A 24,843-nucleotide genomic window follows, 5' to 3' on the forward strand; every position below is an offset into this window, starting at 1 on the left:
ATATGCTTGGGCTGAACATTTCTGATCAGCACCATTTATTTACTGTTCAAATTCCTGTTTTAAAATTCTGAAGATCTCCTCAATGGTTTCTTCCTCGAGTTCAGTTCTTCTGGTTAGGTCTTCTTTAGTTAATGCCAACACACTCTTGGCAGTATCTAGACCTGTTTTTTTCAACTCCTCTATAATCCAACCTTCAATTTCGTCAGAAAATTCGGTTAGATCGACATCTTCTTCTTCCTCATAGTCAGAAAGTTCACGGAAGACGTCAATTTCATAGCCCACCAAACGGCTGGCAAGACGGATATTGTATCCTCCTTTACCAATTGCCAAAGATACTTGATCAGGCTTTAAAAATACAGAAAGTCGCTTTTCTTCTTCGTTTGCTTGAATGGAACTTACTTTGGCCGGGCTAAGTGCACGGGATACATAAAGTTCCAAATTATCGGTATAATTGATTACATCGATATTCTCATTCTGTAGTTCACGAACTACTGCATGGATCCTGCTACCTTTCATGCCCACACAAGCACCTACCGGATCGATTCGGTCATCGTAAGATTCCACAGCTACTTTTGCTCTTTCACCTGGTTCTCTTACTATTTTTTTGATGGTAATCAGACCATCATAAACTTCTGGCACTTCATTTTCGAACAATCTCTCCAAGAAGATTGGGGAGGTTCTTGAAAGGATGATTCTAGGATTACCGTTAACCATTTCCACTTTGTGGACGATAGATCTTACAGCATCTCCTTTTCGGAAGCGGTCCTTAGGGATTTGTTCACCTTTTGGAAGGATCAGCTCGTTGCCTTCGCTGTCCATCAAAAGCATCTCTCTTCCCAAAATCTGGTATACTTCTGCGGTAATAATTTCACCTACTAACTCTTCATATTGTTGGAAAAGTAAGTCTTTTTCCAAATCCTTGATCTTTTGGATCAAAGTCTGTCTGGCCATCATTACAGCCCTTCTACCAAAGTCTTCTAGCTCAATTCTCTCATATGTCTCTTCCCCGATCTCAAAATCAGGTTCAATTTTACGTGCCTCGGTAAAGCTGATTTTATCATGATCCCAAATGTCTTCTGAATTGTCGTCGACAATCTCACGAATCCTCCAGATCTCCAAGTCACCTTTGTCTGCATTGATGATCACATCAAAATTCTCATCTGTTTCGTACTTTTTACGAATCATTGCTCTAAACACATCCTCTAAGATGCGGATCATAGTCGGGCGATCCACATTTTTTGATCTTGCAAATTCTGCAAACGATTCTATAAGAACTTTAGCATCCATTTTTTTTATTTAAAAGAGACTAATACAATTGATTTCCTAATTTGCTCTAAAGCGATGTTTTCCTCGACTTCAGTAGCCTTTTTGCCTTTTTCCTTTTGTTTCACCAATAATGTAATTGATGATGCATCTACTGCCAAAAGCTTGCCTTCCACTTTACTGCCCCCTTCTAAGGATACTTGCAATTTTCTGCCAATATTTTTTTGGTATTGCCTTTTTCCTGAAAGTGGGTAGTCAAGACCTGGAGAGGATACCTCCAATACATAAGCGCTTTCCAAAAGTTCTTTGGCTTCTAATTCTTCTCCTACAGCTCTGCTGAGCAAGGCACATGTGTCTATATTTAAACCCTGATCGGCATCGATTAAGATGCTGACCTTCTTTTTGGGGCCGTTTTCACTTATGGACACATCCACCACAAAGTGAGATTCATCGGGCAAATGCTTACTAACAATTTCCTCGATGGTCTGCTTTATACTCATACTTCAAACACCTATAATGAAAGAGGGGACTGTGTGTCCCCTCTATAACGACTAAATACGCTACAAATGTAATAAAAATTTTTTCAGAAAAAAAGGAAGATTTTGCATGTAAAATTTTATTAACCTGTTTACTAAAGGTTTTAACGAAGATTTGTGAACTTCTTAGAGTGGGTAATTTAGAAAAATTAGGCTTATTGGGATACTTTGAGAAAAAGATGGCCATGGCATTTTGATCGATGATTAATTAAATATGAATTTTTTGTCCCACAAATTGTTTTATTCCCGTTTAAACAGGGTATTTTGGATTTTAAAAGATAGTTTTGTGATCAGGATAACTGTAGAATTTGCTGGCGGTTTAACTAAATTTGTTTTATGATTTCTAAAGAATTAAAGATATACAATACACTTTCTCGTAAAAAAGAACTTTTTGAACCCTTAAAGCCCCCATTTGTTGGGATGTATGTATGTGGTCCCACGGTATATGGAGATGCTCACCTTGGACACTCCAGACCAGCAGTGACTTTCGATACTGTATATAGGTACTTGAATCATTTAGGATATAAAGTGCGCTATGTTCGTAACATCACTGATGTGGGGCATTTGCAAGGTGATGCGGATGACGGGGAAGATAAAATTGCAAAAAAAGCAAAATTGGAACAGTTGGAACCAATGGAAGTAGCCCAACATTATACAGATACCTATCATAGAGATATGGACCTGTTGAATACCAACAAACCGAATATAGAGCCGAGGGCTACAGGACATATTCCCGAGCAGATTAAATTGGTTCAGGGTATTTTGGATGCAGGTTTGGCTTATGAGGTGAATGGTAGCGTTTATTTTGACGTGATTAAATACAATTCTGAAAAGCCGTATGGGAAGCTTTCTGGCAGAGTGGTGGAAGAGTTGATGAGCGGAAGCAGAGAGTTAGATGGCCAAGATGAAAAACGAAACCCAATAGATTTTGCGCTTTGGAAAAATGCCTCCCCTGAACATTTGATGAAATGGGAGTCTCCGTGGGGAATGGGTTTTCCAGGCTGGCACTTGGAGTGTACAGCTATGAGCTCCAAATACCTGGGGAATCAATTCGATATTCACGGAGGTGGAATGGATTTGATGTTCCCCCATCATGAATGTGAGATAGCACAGGGCAATGCCGGTCATGGATCTGATCCAGCTAGGTATTGGATGCATAATAATATGATCACCATCAATGGTCAAAAAATGGGTAAGTCACTGGGGAATTTTATTACCCTCCAAGAGCTTTTTTCAGGTAAGCACGAACTGTTAGAACAGGCATATAGCCCTATGACCATCAGGTATTTTATCTTGACGGCACATTATAGGTCTACTTTGGATTTCTCCAACGATGCATTGCAGGCCGCCCAAAAAGGTTATAAAAAGATCATTAATGGATTGAGGATAGCAAGAAGCCTGGAGTATCAAGCTGAAGAGGGAGTAGAATTGGATGAAAAGCAGGTTGATCAGGTCAAGAAAAGTATAGAAAGTGCCTACAGGGCGATGAATGATGATTTCAATACCGCCCAAGCCATAGGCCATCTGTTTAATTTGTTGAAAAAAATAAATAGTCTTTACACAGGCCAGCTGAAAGCCGGAAACCTTGGTCAGGAGGTTTTTGAAGAATTGATCAAAACTTTCACAATTTTTGTGGAGGATATTCTAGGCTTGGTGGAAGAAAAATCGGATAGGCAGCAGGAGTTGTTGGAAATATTGTTGAAAGTTTATCAAGAGGCCAAGCTGGCCAAAAACTATGAAAAGGTAGATGAAATCAGGTCTTCCTTAAAGGCAATTGGAGTAGTAGTCAAGGATATGAAGGATAAAGTAGACTGGGCATATGAAGAATAATTGGATTTGGGGTTTCATTTTATTATTGGCCCTTTCAGCTTGTGGAGATGGAAAAGTTGAGAAAGTCAATGAATCTCCTGCAGTTAGTGTTGAGGCCAAGGCCGTCCCTGAATTTATGGCTGATTCGGCATATCAATATATTCAAAGGCAAGTGGATTTTGGACCTAGGGTACCCAATACTGAGGAGCATAAAAAAGCTGGTGCTTGGCTGCAACAGAAGATGGCTTCTTTTGGATTGGAAGTAAGCACCCAGGAATTCACTGCCGAGGCCTATGATGGCAAAAAATTGGAGCTTAGTAATATTATTGCTTCCTACAGGCCTGAAGCCAAAAAAAGGATCTTGCTAGCTGCTCATTGGGATACTAGAAGAATAGCTGATAAGGACACAGAGAGAATCAATGAACCTATAGATGGTGCAAATGATGGTGCAAGTGGAGTAGGGGTTTTATTGGAGATAGCAAGAATCGTTTCTTCAGATAGCCTTAAGCCTGAGGTCGGAATCGATTTTATCTTTTTTGATGGAGAGGATGACGGAAAACCAGAGTCTGCCAAGGGTGGTACAAATGATGCCAAGTGGTGGTGTCTAGGTTCACAATATTGGGCTAAAAACCCGCATGAAAGAGGTTATTCTGCCTATTTTGGAATATTGGTAGACATGGTGGGAGCTAAAGGAGCTAGGTTTTATAAAGAGGGTGTTTCTTTACAATATGCCAAAGGAATACTAAATAAAGTCTGGTCATATGCTCATCAAATAGGTCACAGTGACTTTTTTCAAATGCGCGAATCCCATGCGATTACTGATGATCATATCCCTGTAAATGAGGTAGCTAGGATTCCAATGATTGATATTATCGATTATTCACCTGATTTTGGTTTTGGCAGATATCACCATAAGCATTCTGACAATATGGATGTGATTGATAAGCGAACTTTGAAAGCAGTGGGCGAAACAGTGCTATTTACCATATATCAGGAATAGAAAATTCCTGTAAGATTCAAAAGGATAGGTCTTGTCTAGCAAAAAATGTATATTCATTTTTTGACTAAGAAATTAAATCATGAAAAAGGGACAAGTTACCATTAGGGATATTGCCTTAAAGCTTAAAATTAGCATTTCTACAGTTTCTAGGGCACTTCGTAATTCCCCAGAAATAAAATTGGAAACCAGGCAAAAGGTCATGGCAATGGCCGAAAAGCTAAATTATACTCCTAATGTAGTAGCGCAAAGCCTTAGAGTAAATCGGACAAAAACCCTAGGGATTGTGGTGCCACAATTGGCTTCCCATTTTTTTGCCTCCAATATCAGCGGCATTCAAGATACCGCCTATAAAAGGGGGTACAATGTGATGATATGTCAGTCTAATGAAAACTTTGAACAGGAGAAGTCTGATATAAGGACCTTGATTTCTACCAGAGTGGACGGTCTGTTGATCTCTCTTTCCAGGGAAACTGAAAGTTACGAGCATCTACAAAATCTAATCGACAGGGAAATTCCCTTTGTGCTTTTTGATAGGATTACAGAAGGTTTTCCTGTATCAACGGTTACCGTGGATGATACTTTAGGGGCTTATAAAGTTACCAAACATTTACTCGATCAGGGTTGTAAACGAATCGCCTTTATTTCTGGGCCTGAAGGGATGTATATATGTAAAAAGCGGATAGCTGGTTATGTGCAGGCCTTAAAAGAAAACGGTGTCAGCTTAGATGAGAATTTGATCGTTTATAGTGACCTGACTGAGGAATCCAATAAAAAGCTGACCAATCAATTGTTGGGTTTGGAGGAAAAGCCAGATGCTATTTTTGCTATTAATGATCCTGTAGCGATTGATGTAATGAAGTTTTTGAAATCCAAAGGGATGAAAATTCCTCAAGACATCGCATTGGTGGGATTCACCAATATGCCAGTTTCCGATGCATTGGAGCCCTCTCTTAGTACAGTGGACCAACCAGCCTATGAAATGGGAAGATTGGCAGCGAATAATTTATTGGACCAACTTTTGGACCCAGAATCATTCGAACCACAAAATCTAGTTTTGGACACTGAATTGGTTATTCGTAATTCATCCAAAAAGTAAAAAGTTCTGAGAACGTTTTCGGGAACGTTTTCTTACAAAATATCCTTTCCAAAGCCTGAATAACATTTTTTTATCCATTAATTTGGTGTGAAAATTCGAATTAATGTCAAACCAACCTAGGATAACTATCTATCCTTCATCCTATGAATTCAGTTAAAATAGAAAAGACCCTTTTCGGTCATACCTCCAATGGCGAGGAAGTCTCGCTATTTACCCTAAGCAATAGTAATGGTATGAAAGTGAGTATTGCCAATTACGGTGTGACGCTTACGCATCTAATTGTTCCAGACCGTGATGGAAAAGGAACAGATGTAGTTTTGGGTTTTGATAGTATGGAGGAATATCAAGGAGAGGCCTACATGAAGGCTTATTCGTATATGGGCTCAACTGTTGGAAGAGTTTGTAATAGGATTGATGCAGGGAAGTTTGAGTTGGAAGGAAAAACCTACGAATTAGATAATTCAAAAGGAGGTCACCACCTTCATGGTGGAAAAGTAGGATTTGATAAGAAGATTTGGGAGGTTGAAGAAATTCCTTCAGGAGTGAAGTTTTCATGCCTAAGCCCCGATGGGGAGGAGAATTATCCGGGCAATTTAAAAGTAGAGGTGACTTTTACTTTGAGTGATGATAATGAACTCTTCATCAGCTATGCTGCTGAGACAGATAAAACCACTGTAATTAACCTCACAAACCATAGTTATTTCAATTTGTCAGGGGACTTTTCAAAGACCGTCTTGGAGCATGATCTAAAAGTAAATGCACCCTTTTATGTATCGGTTAAGGAAGGCAGCATCCCAACTGGGGAAATTTTATCAGTAAAGGATACGCCATTTGATTTTACCGAATCAAAAAAGGTAAAGGAGGGGATATTCTCAGATCATCCGCAAACGCTTATTGGAAATGGCTTAGATCAGACGGTGGTTTTTGATAAAACACAACCGAATTTGGTGCTTTCTGAGTCGGGTACTGGAATTCAATTGGAGCTGGAAAGCTCAGAGCCAGGCATTCAGCTTTATACCGCCAATTACTTTGATGGCACAGTGAAAGGAAAAGGTGCTGTTTATCCAAAACATGGTGGAATTGCTTTGGAAACCCAACATTTCCCTGATTCTCCTAATCAGGCGCACTTTCCAAGTGTAAAACTGCAGCCTGGAGAAAAATTCTCCAGTCATACCTCCCTAAAGTTTTCTGTATTAAAATAATCAATTAAGGATATTAATTTATGGACCCTAAAATCATTGCGTCAAAGTTCACTGAACTTTTTGACAAGGAAGCTATTGTCGTAAAATCTCCAGGAAGAATCAACCTTATTGGAGAACATACCGATTATAATGAAGGATTTGTTTTGCCAGCGGCTATTGATAAAGAGATTGTCATTGCAGTAGCAAAGAACGATTCCAGAGAATGTCATTTGTTTTCTTACGATTTCCAAGAATCACTGAGTTTCGATTTAGATGATTTTGAGCGAATGGAAAGTGGATGGGGTAATTATGTAATGGGCGTTGCCGCCCAACTGCAGCAGGCAGGATATGAGCTGGATGGATTTGACTTGGTTTTTGGTGGTGATGTGCCAGTTGGTGCTGGCTTGTCCTCTTCTGCGGCAGTGGAGAATGGTGTCTGTCTGGCCCTTTCAGAGCTTTTTGATTTGGATTTGGAGAGATTGGATATGTTGAAGTATGCCCAAAAGGCAGAACATGAGTTTGCAGGTGTTCAGTGTGGGATCATGGATCAGTTTGCCTCTATGATGGGCAAGGATAACCATGCCATCAGATTGGATTGTAGATCTCTGGAGTACAGTTATTTTCCGATCGATTTAGGTAATTATCAAATCATTCTTTGCGATACGCAGGTAAAGCATTCATTAGCTGACACGGCTTATAATGACCGAAGAAGAGAATGCCAAGAAGGTGTGGAAGCAGTTCAAAAGTATCATTCAGAAGTGAAGAGCCTGAGAGATGTTACTTTGGAAATGCTTGAGGAGGCTAAGGCCAATATGTCCGAGGTGGTCTACACCAGAAGCAAATTTGTAATTGAGGAAAATGAGCGTTTGCTTAAGGGCTGCGAGCTTTTGGAAAAAGGAGATATCAAAGGCTTTGGTCAGCAAATGTATGGGTCTCATGATGGGCTTTCCAATATGTATGAGGTGAGCTGTAAAGAACTTGATTTCCTAGCTGATTTTGCAAGATCGAGCGAAAGCGTTGCAGGAGCCCGAATGATGGGCGGCGGTTTTGGAGGATGTACCATCAATCTGGTGGAGAAATCTCAAAAAGAAACTTTTGAAAAAGCTATTTCAGCTGCTTATAAAGAGGCTTTTGGTAGAGATTTGAAAATCTACGAAGTAGATGTCACAGATGGAACCCGAGTAGTCGAAGGTGAAATGAGTATTCAGTAACTAGTCTTGAGTACCAAGTATTACGATATTATTGTCTTGTACCTAATATCTAAAGTGAAACTATCAAACCTATTAATACCTAAAGTAAATTATGTCTGATTTTAATTTTGAAGACCACAGCCATAGAAGATATAATCCTTTTACTGGAGATTGGCTGCAGGTGTCTCCGCACCGTGGAAAGCGGCCTTGGCAGGGACAGGAGGAGAAAACAGCAGAAGATCAAAAGCTAAGCTATGATGAGAGCTGTTACCTTTGTCCTACCAATACCCGGGTGAATGGAGAACAAAATCCTGACTACAAAGGTAGCTTTGTCTTTCAGAATGACTTTGGAGCACTGACGGCTGATATCCCCGAGGGGGAAATGTCCGAAGGAGAGTTCTTTAAAGCAAAGAGTGAAAAAGGAATTTGTAAAGTAATCTGTTTTTCCCCTCGTCATGACTTGACCATTCCTGAATTGGATGTGGATGGCATTACCAAGGTAGTGGAGTTATGGACAAAGGAGTATGAGGAGTTGGGTAAAAAGGATTTCATTAATTATGTTCAGATCTTTGAAAACAAGGGATCTGTGATGGGCTGTTCAAACCCACATCCTCATGGGCAGATTTGGGCCCAGGAATCTGTTCCGGTGGAGCCTTCCAAAAAGCAGCAGAAGTTTTCTGATTATTTTAAGAAGTACGAAAAGAGTATGGTGGTGGACTATATTCAGGAAGAACTGAAAAAGGATGAACGTATTCTTTTTGAGAATGAATATTTTGTGGGGTTGGTGCCGTTCTGGGCGGTATGGCCTTTCGAAGCCATGATAGCTCCAAAGTCGCATATTGCTTCATTGGCAGAGATGAGCGCTGCCCAAAGAGAAGCCTTGGCAGATGCCTACAGGCAATTGACTATTATGTATGATAATGTTTTTAAGGTTTCTTTTCCTTATTCAGCAGGAATCCATCAAGCACCTACTGATGGTGAGGAGCATCCGGAATGGGACCTTCATATGGTGTTCTATCCGCCACTATTGAGATCAGCAACCGTAAAGAAATTTATGGTAGGCTATGAAATGCTGGCCAATCCGCAAAGGGATATTACAGCTGAATCGGCAGTAAAAATTCTTAAGAGCCAGCCTAAAGAGCATTATAAGCTCGGAGTGTAAGGCTTCTTAAATTGAAATTTATAAACAGTATAAGGCGTTAGATGAAATTTTAAATCTAACGTCTTTCTTCATTTTTAGGGTATATCTTTAGCGTGTAGGTGCGATTAACACTTGGTCATAAACCTAGCATCATTATGGGGATATTGTTTTTTTATTTAGATGTACTTTTATGATTTATTGCCGTAAGGTGCATCTGGTGTTTTTTATAAATCTTATTAATAATTAAAATAAAATTTTTAAATGCTTATCATTTATTTGCTTAAGGTTTCTTTTTTAATAAGTAATCTTGTATATTCCAGACACCAATTGTCGATTTAATTAATTGATAAGGCAAAAAGGTAAGCTGTAAGTTTAGGTATTTGGGAGAATATAAGCCAAAAATAGTGCCTTGAGGATGCCAAAGGTGTTGAACTACAGCTCTAATAGACTTCAGAATTTACTTTCATGCCGCTAAACCACGCACCCTTTGAAGAAAAGACTTTAGTTAGATCCTTGAAGAAAGGAAATGAAATGGCATTTAGGTCCATCTATGATCATTTCTTTCCTTCACTTTATAGGTATGCGCTGAAGTTTTTAAAATCTAGGGAGCTAGCAGAAGAAGTGGTGCATGATGTTTTTTTGAAGGTTTGGATCCACCGAGAGAGACTAAATGATGAACTTCCGATAAGTCCTTATTTATTTAAGGCTTGTAAAAATCATCTAATAAATACTATAGAAAAAGCAGCTAAAGACCCTGTACTTTTGAAAGAAGTCACCAGCTCAGGGCTTTGTAGTAAAGAGCATGGACCGGAAGATTTACTTATAGGGGCTGAGTTTGAAAAAACAGTAAAAGATGCGATCAAGTCGCTACCTCCAGTTCGGCAACGAGTGTTTAATCTTTGTAGGGTTGAGGGCAAGTCTTACGAAGAGGTTGCTGATATGTTGGGTATTTCAAAAGGTACTGTAAACAGTCATATTATCAAAGCTAATAGAAGGCTTGAAAAGGTCATTAAACTCGGAGTTGGGGTTTTGATCCTCAGTATATATTTTGTTCAAAATTATCTTTAAGCCTTAGAAGGTTTTATTTTTTTGGTTGAATCACTTAGTTTGTTTTTTTTTGTTAGGGATCTTCAAATCGAATGTTTTCGATTCATTCAAAATAAGCCTTGTATATATTTTTAAAAGTTCATTATTAGGTAGTTGATAAATAAAACAAAAAAATAATCTTCATAGAGTATATGTTCGGTGTTTTTTTTCTGTAATACTATTTATAAGCAATAAATAAATGCATGAATAAAGAAGAGCGTTTACTCCAAAATTTTCTCAACAATAAATGTGGCCCAGAAGAATTAGAAAAAGTATATGAACTTTTGCAAACCAAGAAAGGGCTAGAGGCTTATCAGGCCTTAGTTAACAATTCAAACCCAAAACAGGAAGAAAGGTATTTAAGTGCGCAAGAAGAGGAGACTAAAGAGTTAGTATTTGGTCGGTTAAAGGAGAGTATAGAAAGGGACAAACTATCAAAGAAGGTTTATAAAACCCAAAGAATCAGTGTTTGGTTCAAACGGGCAGCTGTATTGGTGTTGTTTCTTTCTGCATCTATAATGCTTTTTTCAATTATTGGGGATTATGGAACAGAGGAAGTGCAGACTTATGAGAGGGTCCTTTCAATGAACAGGAAAAGTAACCCTGCTGGAAAGAAAAGCATAGTTCACCTCCCTGATGGATCAACGGTATGGCTCAATTCAGATAGTAAGCTAAGTTATCAGGCTCCATTTTCCGAAGATCAGCGGGAGATTTGGTTAGAAGGAGAGGCGTTTTTTGAGGTTGCCCGTGATGAAAAGCGACCATTTCTAGTCCATACAGGCAAGGTGACTACCCAGGTTTTGGGTACTTCCTTTAATATAAATTCATTTGATAATGAAGATGATATAGCTGTTACGGTCCTTACTGGCAAGGTGCAAGTGACTGCTTCAGATTCGGCAGGTCTATTTCGTACACAGTTAACTACGTTGGTTCCTGGAGAGCAGGCTTCTTTTAGCAAATCCGATAAATCTATTAGTGTTGGAAAAGTCGATGCTTCCCAAGCTATTTTATGGAAAGAAAAAACGCTTCTGTTTGATAAAGAGCCTTTTTCAAAGGTTATAACGAAGCTTGAGCGATGGTACGGGGTCGATATTGAAAATCTATCTGAAAGTACAAATTCCTGTATTGTTCAAGGGAAGTATTCCAATGAAAATCTGGAGAATGTACTGACTTCATTACAGTATGCTTTGGGATTTGAATACAAAATGGATAGCCAAAATAAAAAGATAATACTACAAGGAGGAAATTGTCAAAATAATTAATACTGCCTATGAAAAATAAAAAAGGGCTGCTTTACCGGGTCGAAACAGTATGAGCAGCCCTATAAGTCGAATTGTTACATTCAAACCACTACAAAAATATGAAAAACTATTTATTAAAATTATTTTGGATGACTGTAAACTCATTCTTAATACTATTCATTACTAGCTTATTTTCAGGAATGTTAATGGCCGGACCTTCAACTGCCCAAAGCATTGATAAGGTTAGGATTTCCTTGGAACTGAATAAAGCAGATTTGCCTGAGATTTTTGAAGAAATCGAGAGTAAGAGCGGCTTTAGTTTTACCTATCATTTTAGTAAGGCTCTTTTTGAGAGCAATCCAGCTAAAATATCCATTAATTTCAACAACGAAATTCTTTCGAATATCCTTTACGATATTGCTGAGCAGAGTGGGCTTTCTTTTAAACAGGTAAACGAGAATATTGCAGTTCAAGTAAGAGATCCCGAGCGGTTTTCCAGTAGCTCTGCACAAAACATATCTACGGAAAATATAAAGGTACAAGGAATAGTAAAAGACGAAAAGGGAAATTCCATTCCCGGAGCGACTATTTTAGTAAAAGGAACTACCATTGGAACAGCTACAGACATTGATGGTAAATTTACTTTGGATGTTCCGGAAGGAGCTACATTGGTGGTTTCTTTTGTAGGATATACTACCGCAGAATATAAAGTTGGAAATCAACAAGTACTGCAAATTGTGCTAAAGGAAGATGCTGCTCAATTGGATGAAGTAGTGGTAGTAGGATATGGATCACAAAAGAAAAGCGATCTCACCGGGGCAATCTCATCATTGAGTTCTGAAGATTTAACTTCAGGAGGAACAGTTAGCAACGTAGCCCAAGCTATTCAGGGTAGGGCTTCTGGAGTTGTTGTTACTCAAAATTCCAAAGCTCCAGGAGGAAGTATGTCTATAAGGATTAGGGGAGCGAATTCAGTAAGTAGCTCGAATGAACCTCTGTATGTTGTGGATGGATTGCCCACAGATAATGGTATCAATATAAATCCACAGGATATTGCCTCAATGGAAATCCTAAAAGATGCTTCAGCAACAGCCATCTATGGATCCAGAGGAGCTAATGGTGTCGTATTGATTACTACAAAAAGAGGCAAGTCCGGCCAAAGTAATATTGCTTTTAATGCTTATACCAGTACACAAAACGCCATTGTCCCTTTTGACATGTTAAGCGGTAAGGAGTACATGAATTTGGCCAATGATCTTTTTAAGGAAATACCAGGGCAGGAAAATCAGGAAAATGGGGCTTATACACCTTCACAATTAGCATCTGATGTAAATACTGATTGGGTAGATGCTACGACGAGAAGAAGTTTGGTACAGAGTTATAGCTTGCAGGTAACTGGTGGTAGTGAGAAAACTAAGATACTAACTAGCCTAGGTTATTTTGATCAAGAGGGAGTCTTAAAAAATACAAGCTTTTCAAGGTTTTCTGGTCGTTTGAATATCGACCATGAAATCAATGACTTTGTTAAGTCTGGAGCGACTCTTATGGCTCAAAGAGAAAAATCTAACTATCAAATTTATGATGGTAATATATTGAGCTCTAATGTTCTGTATAGCATTTTGACTTACGATCCAACAGTACCAGTTTATAATCCTGATGGGTCATTTGCGAGACCTCCTGGGGGAAGAGGTGATAATCCTTTGGCCAATTTAACAGCCAGACAGAATGATTTGCAGAAGAGTACCTTAAATGGGTCCATGTTTTTAGAGTTTAATTTAGCTAAAGGTTTAAAAGCCAGAGTTGATGGTGCAACTGAGATACGTGAAGATAAATTGGGAGGTTATTTGACCCGCTCTTCCTACCAAGGAGGAATAAACGATGGTGTGGCCAATGTGTCGAATTATTCTCTAACGCATAATTTATTTGATGTCTTTCTTACCTATGATAAACTTTTCCAGGATAGACATGCATTGCAGGTAATGGGTGGGTATTCTTATGAGAAATTCATCAATGAGCGACAAGGGATCAATGTGTACGGCTTTTCTACCGATCTATATGGGTACAATAATTTGGGTGCAGCGTCCACAATAACTGGAGTGTCTTCCTATAAGTCAGAAAATATCCTTATTTCCTTTTTTGGAAGGGCCAATTATTCTTTGGATGATAAATATTTGTTCACTGTAACTGTTCGGGCAGATGGTTCATCAAGGTTTGGAGAGGATAACAAATGGGGTGTTTTCCCATCTGGATCATTTGCTTGGAGGGTGATTGATGAAGATTTCATGAAAAATCAGACTTTGTTTTCTGATTTGAAGTTTAGGGCTGGCTATGGACGTACTGGTAACGAGCGTATAGGTAATTATGCTTCATATGGTTTGGTGTCTAACGCAAGATATACATTTGATGGTATTGGAAACAATTCGGGAACATATTTGAACAGTACAACTCCTGAAAACAGTAAGCTGAAATGGGAAACTACTGATCAGTATAATGTGGGACTTGATTTCGGTTTGTTGGAAAATAGGTTGAAGTTCAATATCGATGGATATTATAAGAGAACCGATAATCTATTGATAAGAGTTAATCTTCCTAAGTATTCAGGATATACTTCAGGACTAAGTAATGTAGGTTCTACAGAAAATAAAGGCTTGGAGTTTGGTGTCGAATATCAAATTGCCGATAATTCTGAATTTTCCTGGAAATCAGGGTTGAATTTTGCTTTGAACAAAAACAAGGTGTTAAGCTTGGGTGATCAAAGTCAAATTTTATTGACCTCATCTAAACCAATAGGGAATGTGTCCGAAGAAAGCTATGCTGTTATCGAAGAGGGCAAACCATTGGGATCCTTGTTTGGCTATAAGTATATAGGGGTTATCCAAGAAGGAGAAGCATATGCTCCGCAGCCTAATGCACAGCCAGGTGACCCTAAATTTGAAGATGTGAATGGCGATGGTTTGATTACTTCAGCCGATAGAGGGATTATTGGTTCTGCTTATCCGAAATTCACCTTTGGCTTAAATAATAGCTTCTATTTCAAAGATTTTGATTTATCCTTATTTCTGTATGGAAAAGTCGGCAACGATTTGTTGAACATGACCAGAATGAATTTGGAATGGAACAGGACAGCTGAATCCTTGAATCGTTGGACTCCTACCAATACCGATACTGACCTTCCTAGAAATGGATTCTTCTATTCACAATATGGAGGATATATCAACGATCATTTTATAGAAGATGCATCTTATTTGCGCCTGCGTAATGTTACTCTAGGTTATAATATTCCTTTAAAATCAAAAGCAGTTCAATCCATTAGGTTATATGCCATGGGAGAAAACCTGTTTACAATCAGTGGTTATTCAGGATGGGATCCTGAAGTAGATACAAAAGGATATGAGAATGATAATTTGGTGAAGTATGGTGGAAATGCCCAAGCTGCTAACGCAGGTGCCGGACTGGACTTTAATTCATATCCTAGTATGAGAACATTTACCATTGGAATAAGTGCTAAATTTTAAAAAGGAAAACCATGAATTTTAGAAGATATATAAACCATTTAGCAGCTGGCACATTGGTAGTACTGTCTGCTGCATGTACCAATTTGGAGCCAGAACTTTATAGCGACCTTACCACAAAAAATGCATATAGTACAGAAAGTGACGTCGATGCAGCATTGACAGGGACTTATGCCAAACTGAAGCCATACCCAGGGGATGCCTATCTTTATTATGCGGGTTATTTGGTGATGATTACAGATTATGCCTCAGATATGGGATTTTCTACTGCAGCAGGAGATCCTACCAAAATGAGCAATTTTACCTATGATGACAATAATAGGTATTTTCGCTTGAACTGGATCAATATGTATGAGGTGATCAGTAACGCCAATATTTTGCTTTCAAAGATAGACGATGTGGAGATGGATGAGACCAAAAAGAATCAAATAAAGGCGCAGGCTCGGTTTTTAAGGGCTTTATCCTACCGGGATTTGACAGACTCATGGGGGGCAGTACCTTTGATTACAACTGCTGTGAACCCTGCTGAAATGGTGAATTATCCCTTGTCTACCGTAGAGGAGGTAGACGCGGTTATTATTGAGGATTGTAAGTTTGCCATAGAGCATTTGCCAGAAGAATGGGCACAAGAATATGGATTAGGAAGAGCTTCAAAAGGAGCTGCTCTTACGCTTTTGGGTAAAGTGTATATGAGAGCACATGACTATACAAATGCCAAAATTTATATTGATCAGGTACTAGAACTTCGTGATGAGGGGTACTATGCCCTGAATCCGGACTTTAAGAATGAATGGTCTGATAATAATAAAATAGATATGGGGCTTATCTTCGGAATATTTCATGAAGCTGCTCAAAATGGTGGAGAGATCACTAACCATTTTGGCCCCCGAGACCATAAGGAAGTTCAAAACAGATGGCAATATTATGCTGTGTCTCTGCCTTTCTGGAGAAAATATTCTGACCAAGATCCAAGAAAAGATTTCTTCTATTTCAACTATGAAGGACGTTCTCCAAGAGATGGTACTACTTCAAATGGATTCTATTATAAGATGCCTGAGGTAGGAGAAACTACTCCTCCAAATGATACTACTAGGTTGCTCCAAAACGTAGCTACCAAAAAGTATTCCTATGAAATGGTATCCAACTCCTATTTGGACGGAAGGACTATTCAAGTATTTAGGATAGCGGATGTGATTCTTTCTAAAGCTGAAATAGAAAATGCACTGGCAGGACCTAGTGCTGCATTGCCTTATATCAATGAAGTTAGGACCCGTGCTGGAGCGCCAGCTTATGGTAGCAGCCCTGAATTCCCTGCGCCGTCTTCCAAGGAAGAAATGATAGATGCTTTGGTGGATGAACGTGGTTTTGAATTTGTTTTTGAATACCATAGGAGGGCTGACCTTATCCGTTTGGGTAAGTTTGAACAGGTATCTAATGCTTATTTGGTAGAAAGAGGAATGGATCCAATTGTTACACAGAATATGCGCTATTTCCCTTATCCATTGGAAGAGGCGATGATCCATAACGAAATGGCCGCAGAAAATGCGAATAGACTGCCATAATCTGTTTTAAGCAATATGAAAAAAAACAGTAAAATTATTTTCTTCATTGGCTTGGTGTTGTTGGGTATTTTGGGAGTATTTTATTACACCAGTAATAATATCAAAATCAAGAAAGTGGAGTTGGTGTCTCCTGATAATTCAGCTTTAAAGGAGGATATACTTATTACGCTGAATAAAAAATCAGCCTTAACTGTTGAATACTGGAAAAAAGGGGAATCGGTCAAATACACGACTCCTGTGTCTGATAACCAGGTGAACCATAAGGTTCACCTGGTACTTTTGGAGCCCGGCACTACATACGAATATCGGATTATTCTTGATGGTTGGAGAAGTAGATCAACAGAAATTTATTCATTCCAAACAAGGGAGGCTTCCTCATGGATGGTTCACGACTGGATAAAGGAGGACAAGCCACATGATGAAACAGCCTTGGGGGATGGCTTGGTGATGCTTTGCTACAGGGGCTATCCAGGTTATATTGCTATGGTGGATGGCAAGGGAACCATTAGGTGGTACTGGCAAGATGAGAAACTTGGTGTGCGATTGGCTACGCTTACTCCAAGAAATACCATTTTGGCTTTATTGGCACCTGCAAGAAAGGATGAATTTAAAAAGCCCAAAAAAGGAGATAAAAAGGGAGTGGCCAGTTATTATCTAAGGACTGGTAAAATCGGTTTTGTAGGTGGAACAGAGATAGCGGAGATCGATTTGGAAGGGAATGTATTGTGGAGAACCAATATTGAGGATAAGGACATTGTCTTTCATCATGATCTAAGAATGACCCCTGATCTTCAAATCATGAGCATCTATCGGGATTATAAAATGTATGATCTTGAAGGTCTTGGAACAGCCCAAGATACCTTGTGGGGAGATGGAGTGATGCTCATGGATACATTGGGAAATGTTTCTAAAAAGTGGTCTGCCTGGGATGTTTGGGATATTTCTAAGGATAAAAGAATCAAAGAGTATTCTGGAGATCGCTTTCATTTTAACTCTGTAGTGTTGGATAGCGATGATAATTATTTGCTTTCTACCCCCATAGAAAACCAGGTATGGAAGGTGAATTCAGAAACAGGTGAACTGATGTGGAAACTGGGGAAGGATGGAGATTTCAAAATGGATTCCTCAGCATATTTTTATTTTCAACATGCGGCCCATATCAACCGGAATGGAGATTTAATGTTGTTTGATAATGGGGATTTTGCTCCAAATGACACTTCTAAGGTCAATAAACTATCAAGAAGCCTCTCCTTTAAACTGGATACAGCCAATATGGTGGCCGATGTAGAGATTAAGGCGACGCTTCCTAAGGAGCATTATACTGCTAGGATGGGAAGTACTTTCTTGATGCCAAATGGATATATCCTTCAGACAATTTCCAAAACCGGTAAAGTCGTCATTACTGATCTTTCCGGAAATGTTTTATGGGCACTGAATTCACATTTTATCCCCTATAGAGCAGAATATGTGCCGGCTACTATTTGGGAGAAATATATAAAGTTTGATAATTAAAATATGAAAACTATTTATTGGATAAGATTTTCATTAGGTCTTTTTGGGGTGCTTTTTTTTGTTGGTGGTTTGACTGCTCAGCAACATATTTATCCTCCGCAAAAGGAACTTTGGCAGGCAGATTCTTTAGGTAATCACCGAGCAGTAATCCATGTAGCTCAAAAGGTAGAGCAGGTTACCGTAGCGATTGATTGGAGAAATAGAAATATAAGATCAGATCAAAAGGTATATGTGGTAGATAGTGCATCCAATCAATTGGTCAAAGAAGTACTTCCTGTAGAGATGACCCCTGAAAGAGGGGTGGTCACATTTAGTACTTCTGGAAGGAAAGGTATCTATTATGTTTATTATTTACCTTATAAAATTAACGGGAGAAGAAATTATCCTGATGTGGATTATCTTGAAAAGAAAAAGAATTTTTCTTCTGGAAATTCTTCAAAAGATATTACGGATTCAAAAATAGCCCAAGTGCTTCGATTGGAATCAGTTGATATGTTCAATAGTAATTTCCCAATGGAAGTTATTGCTACAAAAAAGGAACTTGAAGATTTTAAGAGCAGATATGAAGGTAAAGATTATTTAGTCTTTCCTGAAAAGAGGGATTACCCAATTAGAATGAAAGATTTTCTACCTCAAAAATGGGTGGAGTCAAATCTATCTACAAGTTTTGAGGATGATGTGAAAATAGGGGAAAACTTTACTTTTCAGCTTGGTGTTTGGGCTTTCGAGAAAAGTCTGGAAGACATAGATATTAGCTTTTCGAATTTAGAAGGGGAGAGAGGAGACTTATTACCTTCTGATAAATTTACCTGTTTCAATAAAGATGGAATAGATTATACTGGCAGTTCCTTCACCAAAACAGTTAATATAGAGAAGGGGAAAGTTCAGGCTTTGTGGTGTGGCGTGACCATTTCAGATGACCTTGTTTCTGGCAGGTATAGCGGTACGGTCACGATAACTCCTGGCAATTCAAAACCAACAGTTCTTCCGATACATTTAGTGGTTTCTGATGAGAAAGTCCAACGTGGTGGAATTGACGAGCCATGGAAGCAAACACGATTAAATTGGCTTAACTCTACTTTAGCCCAGGAAAATACTGTAATAGCTCCCTATGTACCCGTACAGGTTTCTGGGACTTCAATTTCTCTATTGGGGAGAAAGGTTGAACTTGGACCAAGCGGACTGCCAGCTCAGGTAAAGAGCTATTTTACAGAGGAGATGACATCAATTACAAAGGATGCAAAGAATATATTGACAGCTCCTTTTTCATTGCAATTCATACAGGCAAATGGACAAAATATTGATTTGTCCTATGACGGGCCGACTTTCTTAAAGCAGGAGTCGGGCAAGGTGACGTGGCAAGCAATGGGCAATTCCCCAGAAATAAGTATGGAAGTGAATGGTTCTTTGGAATTTGATGGTTTTGCAAATTTTGAAATAAAAGTCATAGCTCAACAGGATCTTGATCTAAAGGATATTGCTTTGGAAATTCCTATGAACAATAATTCTTCCAAATATATCCTAGGCATGGGATATAAAGGAGGGGCAAGACCAGATAGAGTTGATTGGAACTGGGATGTGGCCAATAAAAACCAGGATGGCTGGTGGCTTGGAGATGTCAATTCAGGCATGCAGGTGAGCTTGAGGGATGAGCATTACGAACGTCCGTTGAATACCAACTTTTACCTACAAAAACCATTGGTTTTGCCATCATCTTGGGGAAATGAAAACAAAGGAGGCATAAAAATCAATAGAAATGCCAATACAGTAATGGTTAATAATTACAGTGGAAGCAGGTTCATGAAGTCTGGTGAAACGTTGTATTATAACTTTACCTTATTGATCACTCCTTTTCATCCGATAAACACAGATGCTCAGTGGAGCGAACGTTATTATCATGCTTACAACCCAATAGATTCTGTTCTTAAAAGTGGAGCGAACATCATTAATGTTCACCATGCAAACGAGATCAATCCATATATCAATTATCCCTTTATCGCCACCAAGGAAATGAAGGCATATATTGATGCGGCTCACAGTAAGAACCTTAAAGTTAAAATATACAATACAGTTCGGGAGGTTTCCAATCGTCTGTATGAACTGTATCCATTAAGAAGCCTGAATAACGAGGTTTTTTCCAAAGGCTCTGGTGGAGGATATTCATGGCTCCAGGAGCACCTTCAGGATAATTATATAGCGGCTTGGTATGTGCCCCGTTTTAAAGATGCTGCAATCATCAATAGCGGGATGAACCGCTGGCATAATTATTATGTAGAGGGAATGAATTGGCTGGTCCAAAATATTGGTATCGATGGTATTTATCTGGATGATGTTGCTTTTGATCGAATAACCATGAAGAGGATCAAGCGGGTGTTGACTCAAGATGGGCATTCCGGTCTGATTGATTTACATTCAGCCAATCAATACAACAAAAGGGATGGGTTTAATAATAGTGCCAATTTGTATATGGAGCATTTCCCTTATATCAACCGTTTATGGTTTGGGGAATACTTTGATTATGAAAAGGGGAGTCCTGAATTTTATTTGACCGAGGTAAGTGGAATACCATTTGGGCTTATGGGAGAAATGTTGCAGGATGGAGGTAACCCTTGGAGGGGAATGCTCTATGGGATGACCAATAGAATGCCCTATCAAAAACTTAAACCAGACCATATATGGAAGGCTTGGGATGATTTCGGTATAATGGGTAGTAGGATGATTGGATATTGGGTAAGTGACAACCCAGTGAAAACTACTCATGAAAGCGTCTTGGCTACAGTTTACCAAAAAGAAGGGAAAGTAATGGTCTCATTGGCCAGTTGGGCAGAAAGTGATGTCAATGTAAAATTGGATATTGATTGGGTACAATTGGGAATCGATCCTAAAAAGGCGAAAATAACTGCTCCAGAAATAAAGAATTTTCAGCCTGCTGCAAATTTTGATCTGGAGGGAGAAATTCCAGTTAAAATGAATCAAGGCTGGATGTTAATAATTGATTAGTTATGGTTAAATACTGGTTGGTTTTCATCCTTACTCTTTCGGTAAATTTAGTATACGGTCAAAGTAATGTTTCATCAAAGGAGTATTATAAGGATTACCTGACTTATTCTTTTTCAGACCCCGATCCTATTCCTGCTCAGGTCAAGTTATATCCTTATTTCAGGTTTGATGGATTTACAGATAATGGGAAAGTCCAGCAATGGAAGGTGGTAGAGCTGGAAAATGATTTTATCAAAGTGCAGATTATGCCTGAAATAGGGGGCAAAGTGTGGACAGCTTATGATAAGATCCATCAGAAGCATTTTCTTTATAATAATGAAGTAGTAAAGTTTCGGGATATCGCTATGAGAGGTCCCTGGGTCAGCGGAGGAATTGAAGCGAATTACGGCACTATTGGGCATACTCCCAATAGCGCTACTCCTGTGGATTATTTGGTTAGGAATAATGAAGATGGTAGTGTTAGTTGCTTTACCAGTACTTTAGACTTGCTTACCCGTACCCGTTGGGTACTTGAAATAAAGTTGGAAAAGGATAAGGCCTATTTTACTACACAGTCTTATTGGTTTAATGCTACAGGCACAGAGCAACCCTATTATACTTGGATGAATGCTGGAATTCCGGAAGGTGATGACATGAAGTTCCTTTATCCTGGGAATAGCTATATCGGCCATGGGGGAGAGGCTAAAAAATGGCCTATAGATGATGAAGGAAGAAATCTTTCTAATTACTCAGAGAACAAGTTTGGGGGCTCCAAATCCTTTCATGTGTTGGGTACCCATAGCAATTATTTTGGAGCGCTTTGGGAAAAGGATGATTTTGGGATGATTCGCTACTCCCGAAGGGGAGATAAATTGGGAAAGAAGATATTCCTCTGGGCGCAATCCGAGCAAGGTCAAATATGGGAAGATCTCCTAACGGATAATAGCGGACAATATGTCGAGATCCAAAGTGGGCGGCTGTTCAATCAAAATGTGTTTTCCAGCAGTCTGACTCCTTTCAAGCAAATTGGTTTTGCTCCCTATTCTGATGAGCAATGGACCGAGTACTGGTATCCTTTTGGAGGATTGGAAGGGTTCACTCATGCTAATTTAACAGGAGCATTTAAGATAGAGGTTAAAGGTCAAGAAGTCTCTTTTAACATGAGCCCTGCTCAGTGTATTGAAGATTCCTTGAATGTTTATAATCAGGAGGAGAAAGTAATCCTTTCAAAATATATCAATGCAAAACCACTTAATGAACTTAGTTATACAATGACACTTCCTGAAGGGGAGTCGCCTTTATTTATTGAACTGGAAGGCAGCAGAATCTATATTAAGGAATCGGATGATAAGAACTTAAGTAGACCTTTGGAAATTTCACCAGGCTTTGATGCTGAGAGTGCTTATGGACTTTATCTGCAAGGAAGGGATTTGTATAGGTTCAGAAACTATCAGACAGCAGAGGAAAAAATAATAGGCTCACTTTCAAAGGATGGTGAATTTATTCCCGCACTGGTGGAAATGGCCAAGCTAAAGTATTATCGGATGCAATACGATTCAGCTTTTTACTATTCCAAAAAAGCCTTGAGTATTGATACCTATGATGGGGAAGCCAATTATTATTATGGGCTTGCAGCTGAACAGCTATCGAAAGATTTTGACGCTATGGATGGATTTGAAGTAGCCAGTTTATCTCCTGAATTTAGAAATGCGTCCTACACAGCTTTAAGTAAAATCTATCTGCAAAGAAGTGAATTAATGAAGGCAGAGGATTATGCCAATTTGGCTCTTGGCATTAGTCCGGGAAATTTGGAGGCACTCCATTTATTATATGTGTTGGCAAGGCTAAAAGGTGAACAGGAGCAATTATATGATTTAGAAGCACGGATAAAGGAATTAAATCCTATTGATCATTTTTTAAGGTTTGAAAAATTCTATCAAAGTAAATCCGATGAAAGAAAAGCTGATTTTGTAAATCTGATCAGAAATGAGTTTCCCATAGAATCCTTTCTGGAGTTGGCCATATGGTATTCAAATATCGGCAGATTGGAGGAAAGTGTGGAGGTTTTACAGTTAGCCCCCAATAATGCGGAGAGTCTTTACTGGTTAGCGTGGTTGACACGAGGAACGCCCCAATCATCCGCTTATTTGGATCAGGTAGAACAGATTTCCATGAATTTTGTTTTCCCTTTCAGAGAAGAGTCTGCAGAAATTTTGGAATGGGCTACCTCTGTAAGGTCTTCTTGGAAATCAGGTTATTTGTTGGCTTTGATTAATGAATTTAGAGGAAACAGGGAAAAAGCTAGCTCTTTAGTCAAGGGGGGATATGGAGTGGATTTTGCACCGTATTATATCTTCAAAGCAAGAATTGAAGATGATATACCTGTTGAAAAGAAAATAGACTATGTGGAAAAAGCAGTGGCTCTTCAGCCAAAGGAATGGCGTTTTCAAAGAATACTTGGCCAGCTCTATTTACAAGCTGGAAATATTACCAAAGCCTCAGAAATCCTTGAACGAGCATATAAAGCCGATAAGTCCAATTATATGGTTGGTATGGATTTGATAAAAGTACTGATGATGGGGGATCAATATAAGGAAGCAGAAAAGTTATTGTCTTCAATCAAGGTATTACCTTTTGAAGGAGCAACTGATGCCAAGAAATTTTATAGACAAACTAAATTAATGCTGGCCTATAAGGCAATGGAGGAAGGAGCATTTTCGAAAGCTTTGGACAAAATTGAGGAAAGTGAAGAATGGCCTTGGAATTTGGGGGTGGGCAAGCCTTATCCAGAATTAATAGATAACCAACTGGAAAGATCTTTGAAAGTAATGGTATATAAACGAATGGGAAGCTTGGATAAACATCTTCAGGAGTCAGAAATAGATAAAGATATTATTCTGGACAGAGAGACTCTAAGGGCGGAAATTGAAGCCATTTCTTTCAGAAAAGATGAGAGGATGTTTTAAATGTTTTCCTTGTGATTTTCTGTCACTTAATTGAATATGAAATTTAAAAGATGATTTAAAATAGCACCGAATATCGACTCGGTGCTATTTTTATGGAAGCTGGGCTCCATTTTTAGAACAATCTGTAATTTTTAACTTGATCCAAAAAGTGCACTGCGCTACTTGGTGATAGAATAAGGATAAAGGCAATGCCAAACAAGGCCCCATATAGGTGAGCGTCATGGTTGATGCTGTCATTGTCCTGCCTGCTTTTGATATAGGAATAAGCTAAAAACAATCCTCCCAAGATAAAGCCGGGCAAGCAGAGGATACCGAAAATGCAAATGTCTGCCATTGGTACGAGCACAATACTGGCAAATACAGCTGCTGCAGTTCCTCCAGAAGCTCCTAAAGCTTGGTAATGAGGGCTGTTTTTGTATTTCAAAAAGGTAGGGATATCCGATATCGCAATTGCTGTCAAGTAGAATAGGACAAAAATCAGTATACCTGTCATAATACCAAACCTGTAGGTCAGGTATTGTTCCACCAATCCGCCAAAATAAAAGAAAGTAATCATGTTGAACAATAGGTGAACACCGTCCTTGTGGATGAATCCTGACAAAATGAAGCGGTCATACTGTTTGCTTTGATTTATCAAGTAAGGATTGAACATGCTTCTACTAAGAAAAGCAGGTTTTTTCCATGCGTAATAAGACGTTAAGACAGTTATGATGATGATGAATAGGGTAGCTGACAATTCCATGATATAGGCTAAAGGTAGGGAAAGGAT

At 38.9% G+C, this 24,843-nt stretch carries 16 protein-coding genes; 13 read left to right on the top strand and 3 right to left on the bottom strand.

The genetic code is table 11. The features are described 5' to 3' along the window. Positions 1-39: 39 nt before the first annotated feature. Both nusA and KMW37_RS08700 read right to left on the bottom strand, forming a co-directional pair. Positions 40-1,287: a transcription termination factor NusA gene (gene nusA / locus KMW37_RS08695; protein ID WP_186753737.1), complete on the bottom strand. Its 1,248-nt coding sequence runs from the start codon at positions 1,285-1,287 to the stop codon at positions 40-42. Between the two features lie 5 nt (positions 1,288-1,292). Beyond that, entirely contained in the window at positions 1,293-1,763 is a 471-nt protein-coding gene (locus KMW37_RS08700) for a ribosome maturation factor RimP (protein ID WP_215224241.1), read from the bottom strand. Between the two features lie 372 nt (positions 1,764-2,135). On the opposite strand from KMW37_RS08700, the gene cysS reads away from it, so the two are divergent. The 13 genes from cysS (at position 2,136) to KMW37_RS08765 (ending at position 24,074) form a co-directional block, all read left to right on the top strand. Beyond that, positions 2,136-3,629: a cysteine--tRNA ligase gene (gene cysS, locus KMW37_RS08705; RefSeq protein WP_215224242.1), complete on the top strand. Its 1,494-nt coding sequence runs from the start codon at positions 2,136-2,138 to the stop codon at positions 3,627-3,629. Beyond that, positions 3,619-4,608, top strand: a complete 990-nt coding sequence (locus KMW37_RS08710) for a M28 family peptidase (protein ID WP_215224243.1) — start codon at positions 3,619-3,621, stop codon at positions 4,606-4,608. The genes cysS and KMW37_RS08710 overlap by 11 nt, the downstream gene beginning before the upstream one ends. A gap of 79 nt (positions 4,609-4,687) precedes the next feature. Further along, positions 4,688-5,704, top strand: coding sequence for a LacI family DNA-binding transcriptional regulator (locus tag KMW37_RS08715; RefSeq protein ID WP_215224244.1), 1,017 nt, complete (start codon positions 4,688-4,690; stop codon positions 5,702-5,704). A 143-nt stretch (positions 5,705-5,847) separates the two neighbouring features. Next, complete coding sequence (locus KMW37_RS08720) at positions 5,848-6,906, top strand: aldose epimerase family protein (RefSeq protein ID WP_215224245.1); 1,059 nt, start codon at positions 5,848-5,850, stop codon at positions 6,904-6,906. 20 nt (positions 6,907-6,926) lie between these two features. After that, positions 6,927-8,096 (top strand): galactokinase, encoded by a 1,170-nt coding sequence (locus KMW37_RS08725; RefSeq protein ID WP_215224246.1) that lies wholly within the window; start codon positions 6,927-6,929, stop codon positions 8,094-8,096. A 91-nt stretch (positions 8,097-8,187) separates the two neighbouring features. Beyond that, positions 8,188-9,237 (top strand): UDP-glucose--hexose-1-phosphate uridylyltransferase, encoded by a 1,050-nt coding sequence (locus KMW37_RS08730; RefSeq protein WP_215224247.1) that lies wholly within the window; start codon positions 8,188-8,190, stop codon positions 9,235-9,237. 444 nt (positions 9,238-9,681) lie between these two features. Then, complete coding sequence (locus KMW37_RS08735) at positions 9,682-10,284, top strand: RNA polymerase sigma factor (protein WP_215224248.1); 603 nt, start codon at positions 9,682-9,684, stop codon at positions 10,282-10,284. A 221-nt stretch (positions 10,285-10,505) separates the two neighbouring features. Further along, positions 10,506-11,564, top strand: a complete 1,059-nt coding sequence (locus KMW37_RS08740; protein ID WP_215224249.1) for a FecR family protein — start codon at positions 10,506-10,508, stop codon at positions 11,562-11,564. Between the two features lie 98 nt (positions 11,565-11,662). Beyond that, positions 11,663-15,058 carry a SusC/RagA family TonB-linked outer membrane protein gene (locus KMW37_RS08745; protein ID WP_246581411.1) on the top strand — a complete coding sequence of 1,132 codons (3,396 nt, stop codon included), beginning with the start codon at positions 11,663-11,665 and terminating at the stop codon, positions 15,056-15,058. Between the two features lie 11 nt (positions 15,059-15,069). Beyond that, positions 15,070-16,617, top strand: coding sequence for a RagB/SusD family nutrient uptake outer membrane protein (locus tag KMW37_RS08750; protein ID WP_215224250.1), 1,548 nt, complete (start codon positions 15,070-15,072; stop codon positions 16,615-16,617). 15 nt (positions 16,618-16,632) lie between these two features. Next, on the top strand, positions 16,633-18,129 hold the full coding sequence (locus tag KMW37_RS08755; protein WP_215224251.1) for an aryl-sulfate sulfotransferase: 1,497 nt from the start codon (positions 16,633-16,635) through the stop codon (positions 18,127-18,129). Positions 18,130-18,132: 3 nt separating this feature from the next. Beyond that, entirely contained in the window at positions 18,133-21,129 is a 2,997-nt protein-coding gene (locus tag KMW37_RS08760) for a glycoside hydrolase domain-containing protein (RefSeq protein ID WP_246581412.1), read from the top strand. Between the two features lie 2 nt (positions 21,130-21,131). Next, positions 21,132-24,074, top strand: coding sequence for a DUF5107 domain-containing protein (locus tag KMW37_RS08765; protein WP_215224252.1), 2,943 nt, complete (start codon positions 21,132-21,134; stop codon positions 24,072-24,074). Between the two features lie 112 nt (positions 24,075-24,186). Here KMW37_RS08765 and KMW37_RS08770 read toward each other — a convergent pair whose 3' ends face one another. Further along, complete coding sequence (locus tag KMW37_RS08770; RefSeq protein WP_215224253.1) at positions 24,187-24,816, bottom strand: rhomboid family intramembrane serine protease; 630 nt, start codon at positions 24,814-24,816, stop codon at positions 24,187-24,189. Positions 24,817-24,843: the final 27 nt, after the last annotated feature.

The sequence above is a fragment of the Echinicola shivajiensis genome, assembly GCF_018642165.1.
GTDB lineage: Bacteria > Bacteroidota > Bacteroidia > Cytophagales > Cyclobacteriaceae > Echinicola > Echinicola shivajiensis.

What these genes read in the sequence shown, in the direction of transcription:
- KMW37_RS08765 (WP_215224252.1), top strand. Translation starts at nt 21,132, where the DNA reads ATGGTTAAATACTGGTTGGTTTTCATCCTTACTCTTTCGGTAAATTTA.
- KMW37_RS08740 (WP_215224249.1), top strand. Translation starts at nt 10,506, where the DNA reads ATGAATAAAGAAGAGCGTTTACTCCAAAATTTTCTCAACAATAAATGT.
- KMW37_RS08710 (WP_215224243.1), top strand. Translation starts at nt 3,619, where the DNA reads ATGAAGAATAATTGGATTTGGGGTTTCATTTTATTATTGGCCCTTTCA.
- KMW37_RS08715 (WP_215224244.1), top strand. Translation starts at nt 4,688, where the DNA reads ATGAAAAAGGGACAAGTTACCATTAGGGATATTGCCTTAAAGCTTAAA.
- nusA (WP_186753737.1), bottom strand. Translation starts at nt 1,287, where the DNA reads ATGGATGCTAAAGTTCTTATAGAATCGTTTGCAGAATTTGCAAGATCA.
- KMW37_RS08730 (WP_215224247.1), top strand. Translation starts at nt 8,188, where the DNA reads ATGTCTGATTTTAATTTTGAAGACCACAGCCATAGAAGATATAATCCT.
- KMW37_RS08755 (WP_215224251.1), top strand. Translation starts at nt 16,633, where the DNA reads ATGAAAAAAAACAGTAAAATTATTTTCTTCATTGGCTTGGTGTTGTTG.
- KMW37_RS08750 (WP_215224250.1), top strand. Translation starts at nt 15,070, where the DNA reads ATGAATTTTAGAAGATATATAAACCATTTAGCAGCTGGCACATTGGTA.
- KMW37_RS08745 (WP_246581411.1), top strand. Translation starts at nt 11,663, where the DNA reads ATGAAAAACTATTTATTAAAATTATTTTGGATGACTGTAAACTCATTC.
- KMW37_RS08725 (WP_215224246.1), top strand. Translation starts at nt 6,927, where the DNA reads ATGGACCCTAAAATCATTGCGTCAAAGTTCACTGAACTTTTTGACAAG.
- KMW37_RS08760 (WP_246581412.1), top strand. Translation starts at nt 18,133, where the DNA reads ATGAAAACTATTTATTGGATAAGATTTTCATTAGGTCTTTTTGGGGTG.
- KMW37_RS08700 (WP_215224241.1), bottom strand. Translation starts at nt 1,763, where the DNA reads ATGAGTATAAAGCAGACCATCGAGGAAATTGTTAGTAAGCATTTGCCC.
- cysS (WP_215224242.1), top strand. Translation starts at nt 2,136, where the DNA reads ATGATTTCTAAAGAATTAAAGATATACAATACACTTTCTCGTAAAAAA.
- KMW37_RS08770 (WP_215224253.1), bottom strand. Translation starts at nt 24,816, where the DNA reads ATGGAATTGTCAGCTACCCTATTCATCATCATCATAACTGTCTTAACG.
- KMW37_RS08720 (WP_215224245.1), top strand. Translation starts at nt 5,848, where the DNA reads ATGAATTCAGTTAAAATAGAAAAGACCCTTTTCGGTCATACCTCCAAT.
- KMW37_RS08735 (WP_215224248.1), top strand. Translation starts at nt 9,682, where the DNA reads ATGCCGCTAAACCACGCACCCTTTGAAGAAAAGACTTTAGTTAGATCC.